Origin of the sequence: Kitasatospora sp. NPDC059722, assembly GCF_042733235.1 — a bacterium.
In the GTDB taxonomy this organism is placed as follows: Bacteria; Actinomycetota; Actinomycetes; order Streptomycetales; family Streptomycetaceae; genus Kitasatospora.
Genome location: NZ_JBHWGD010000264.1, coordinates 1 through 2287, shown reverse-complemented (window position 1 = coordinate 2287; position 2287 = coordinate 1). Strand labels below are relative to the sequence as shown.

The window sequence follows — 2287 nt, the reverse complement described above, 5'->3', positions numbered from 1 at the left end:
CGCGGAGCGCCGCCTCGAAATCCGGTTGGGTCATCGACGTCCTCCAGTCGTGGTGGTGATGCGAGCGTCGAGTCCGGACGGCGTCCGGCCCGGTGCGGAACGGCTGCGAGGAACCCCCGGGCCCGGGTCGGCGGGTACGACGGCCAGCCCCGGGTGAGCCCGCAGTTTGGCCAGTCCCTTGGCGGCCTGGCTCTTGACCGTGCCGAGCGAGCAGCCCATCGCCTGGGCGACCTCCGCCTCGGTCCGGTCGTCCCAGTAGCGCAGCACCACGACGGCCCGCTGCCGCGTCGGCAGCGTGGCCAGGGCGTCCAGCAGCGTGCGCCGCTGGTCGACCTGGCCCGCGGTGTCGCCCGGCGCGGCGACCTCCGGCAGCGCCTCGGTGAGCCGCTCGGCGACCCGCCGCTTGCGGAACCGGTCGCTGTTGCAGGACACCAGCATCCGGCGCACGTAGGCGTCCGGGCTGTCGGCCCGGCTGACCCGCCGCCAGGACCGGTAGGCCTTGGCCAGCGCGGTCTGCGTCAGGTCCTCGGCGTGGTGCCAGTCGCCGGTGAGCAGGTAGGCGGTTCGTACCAGGTGCGCCCACCTGGTCCGGGTGAAGGCCTGGAAGTCGGCCTCTTCTTCTGTGTGCATCAGCACCCCCTCAGCCCTCCAGACCGCACTCCCGACGCGCCGGGTTGCCCGGCCCCGCCACATTTCGCGGTCGTCCACGGTTCCGGGCGTTCGAGGGCCGGGCGTTCGAGGGGCATGCGCCCGCGCGGCACGGGTGCGCCCTCGACGACCGGGAAGCGGCCCAGGGGCGCGGGTCAGGCCAGGGTGTCGCAGCGCGTGTACGTGCGGATGCGGTAGCGCAGGCCGGACACCGAGACCCGCGGGCCGTGGTCCTCGGCGACGGTCCAGGCGGGGCCGATGGCCGGGGCGTGTGTGTCGCCGTCGACCGACAGGTCGATCTCGGTCACGGACAGGGTGTCGGCGCGGTCGACGGCCGCGCGGTAGAGCTGCCCACCGCCGATCACCCAGGTCTCGGCGACGGCGTCGGCCCGGGGTGTCGCGGCCGCGAGGTGGAGGGCCTCGTCGAGGGAGCCGGCGCGGTCCGCGCCGTCCGCGGCCCACTGCGGGTTGCGGGTGACCACGATGTTGCGGCGGCCCGGAAGCGGGCGGAAGCGTGCCGGGAGCGACTCCCAGGTGCGGCGGCCCATCACCACGGGGTGTCCGAGGGTGGTCGCCTTGAAGTGCCCCAGGTCCTCGGGCAGGTGCCACGGCATCGTGCCGTCCGCGCCGATCACGCCGTCCGGGGTCTGGGCCCAGATCAGTCCGATCCTCAGGCCGCTGCTCGTACCGCTGCTCGTGTCGCCGCTCGTGTCGCCGCTCATACCGCGACCGGTGCCTTGATGGCCGGGTGGTGCCGGTAGCCGACCACCTCCACGTCCGAGTAGGCGTAGTCGAAGAGCGAGTCGGCCTGCCGCAGGCGCAGCTCGGGGAAGTCGAACGGCGTGCGCGCGAGCTGTTCCGTCACCTGCTCCACGTGGTTGTCGTAGATGTGGCAGTCACCGCCGGTCCAGATGAAGTCGCCCGGCGCGAGGCCGACCTGCTGCGCGACCATGTGGGTCAGCAGGGCGTAGCTGGCGATGTTGAACGGGACGCCGAGGAAGAGGTCGGCGCTGCGCTGGTAGAGCTGGCAGGAGAGTCTGCCGTCGGCGACGTGGAACTGGAACAGGGCGTGGCACGGGGCGAGCGCCATCGCGTCCAGTTCGGCGACGTTCCAGGCGGAGACGATCATCCGGCGGGAGTCGGGATCGGTGCGCAGGGTGTCGAGGACCTGGCCGATCTGGTCGATGTGCCGGCCGTCGGGGCCGGGCCAGCTGCGCCACTGGACGCCGTAGACGGGGCCGAGGTCGCCGTCGGGGCCGGCCCATTCGTCCCAGATGGTGACGCCGTTCTCGCGGAGCCAGCCGACGTTGGAGTCGCCGCGCAGGAACCACAGGAGCTCGTACACCACGGACTTCAGGTGCACCTTCTTGGTGGTGATCAGCGGGAACCCCTGCGAGAGGTCGTAGCGCAGTTGGTGTCCGAAGACGCTCCGGGTGCCGGTGCCCGTCCGGTCGGCCTTGGCCGTCCCGGTGGTGAGCACGTGCTTCAACAGGTCTTCGTACTGGGTGTCCGCCACGAGCGGTAAGTGTACGTGTCCGTGCTGGTCGGCGGGACCGACCCGGAGGACGGGGGGGGGCCCCCGCCCCGCCCCGGGGGGGTTGAGGTACGTAGGTGGGGGGGGGGGGCGGCCCCCCCCCTC

At 72.8% G+C, this 2287-nt stretch carries 3 protein-coding genes; all 3 read right to left on the bottom strand.

What is annotated here, in order from left to right; all coding sequences use genetic code 11:
* Positions 1-30: 30 nt before the first annotated feature.
* Complete coding sequence (locus ACFV4F_RS43150) at positions 31-630, bottom strand: SigE family RNA polymerase sigma factor (protein WP_380511495.1); 600 nt, start codon at positions 628-630, stop codon at positions 31-33.
* Positions 631-803: 173 nt separating this feature from the next.
* Positions 804-1370, bottom strand: coding sequence for a dihydrofolate reductase (locus tag ACFV4F_RS43145; RefSeq protein WP_380511492.1), 567 nt, complete (start codon positions 1368-1370; stop codon positions 804-806).
* Entirely contained in the window at positions 1367-2164 is a 798-nt protein-coding gene (locus ACFV4F_RS43140) for a thymidylate synthase (RefSeq protein WP_380511489.1), read from the bottom strand. The genes ACFV4F_RS43145 and ACFV4F_RS43140 overlap by 4 nt, the downstream gene beginning before the upstream one ends.
* Positions 2165-2287: the final 123 nt, after the last annotated feature.

Excerpts from the sequence above, each read along its gene's own strand:
- ACFV4F_RS43150 (WP_380511495.1), bottom strand. The coding sequence starts at position 630 with ATGCACACAGAAGAAGAGGCCGACTTCCAGGCCTTCACCCGGACCAGG.
- ACFV4F_RS43145 (WP_380511492.1), bottom strand. The coding sequence starts at position 1,370 with ATGAGCGGCGACACGAGCGGCGACACGAGCAGCGGTACGAGCAGCGGC.